Origin of the sequence: Mesorhizobium sp. M1227 (assembly GCF_040318315.1) — a bacterium.
In the GTDB taxonomy this organism is placed as follows: Bacteria; Pseudomonadota; Alphaproteobacteria; order Rhizobiales; family Rhizobiaceae; genus Mesorhizobium.
In genome coordinates, this window is the sequence record NZ_JAMYLZ010000100.1 from 1 (window position 1) to 1,181 (window position 1,181).

Annotated in this window: 1 protein-coding gene; it reads left to right on the forward strand. The window is 66.5% G+C overall.

Features of this window, described 5'->3' with window-relative positions:
- Window positions 1-5: 5 nt before the first annotated feature.
- Window positions 6-1,112, forward strand: coding sequence for an IS481 family transposase (locus NKH28_RS34270; protein ID WP_352981460.1), 1,107 nt, complete (start codon window positions 6-8; stop codon window positions 1,110-1,112).
- Window positions 1,113-1,181: the final 69 nt, after the last annotated feature.

The following is a 1,181-nucleotide window of genomic DNA, read 5'->3' on the forward strand; positions in this document are numbered from 1 at the left end:
GCGCGATGAAACAGAAGCTGGAATTTGTCAGGTTGGCGAGCGCGCCGGGGGCGAATGTGAGCGCGTTGTGCCGGCGCTTTGGGATCGGTCGGACCGTGGCTCACAAGTTGATCGCGCGCTATCGGACGGAGGGCGAGGCCGGGCTTTTGGAGCGTTCGCGCCAACCGCTCTCGAGTCCCAGGCGCAGCGCCTGGGAGGTGGAAGCAGCGGCGCTTTCGGTGCGGGCGGCACATCCGGCCTGGGGCGGGCGCAAGATCGCCCGGGTCCTGGCGCGCCAGGGGATTGGCTGTCCGTCGCCCTCGACGGTGACCGGCATCTTGCGTCGCAACGGCGTCGAGCTCGGGGCGCTGGGCGGCGGGGCAAAGCCCTTCATCCGCTTCGAGCACGAAGCGCCCAACGATCTGTGGCAGATGGACTTCAAGGGTCATGTGCCGTTGCGCGCCGGGCGCCTGCATCCGCTGACCGTGCTCGACGACCATTCGCGGTTCTCGATCGTGCTGTCGGCCTGCTCCGACCAGACCACCGAAACCGTGAAAACGCGCCTGATCACGGCCTTCCGCCGCTATGGCCTGCCCTTTCGTATCGCCACCGACAACGGCCCGCCTTGGGGCGATGGCGGCCGCAACGACTTTACCCTGCTCGGCGTCTGGCTGATCGAAATCGGCATCGCCATCGGGCATTCCAGGCCGTATCATCCCCAGACGCTGGGCAAGGAGGAGCGCTTTCACCGCACGCTCAAGGCCGAGGCGCTGCAGGGACCGCCGTTCGAGAACCTGGCGGCGGCCCAGCGGGCCTTCGACCGCTGGCGCCACATCTACAATGCAGAGCGCCCGCACGAGGCGATCGCCGGCGCCGTGCCGCTCGACCGCTACCGGTCTTCCCCGCGCGACTTCAGGGAGACCCAGCAGCCCTTCGACTATGCGCCCGGCGACCATATCCGCAAGATCCAGCAGAAGGGCGCGACCTCGCTGTTCGGCCGCCACTTCAAGATCTGCAATGCCTTCGCCGGGCGCGCCGTCGCCTTCCGTGCGACCGACAAGGACGGCGTCTTCAACGTCTTCTTCCGCCATCAGAAAATCCAAACCATCGACCTCAACCTCGTCGAGAGATAGCATGGAGCACTGTTCGCGATGTCCTCGCACACCTGTTCGCGATGTCTCCGGTCCAAACAGGGGGGAGAT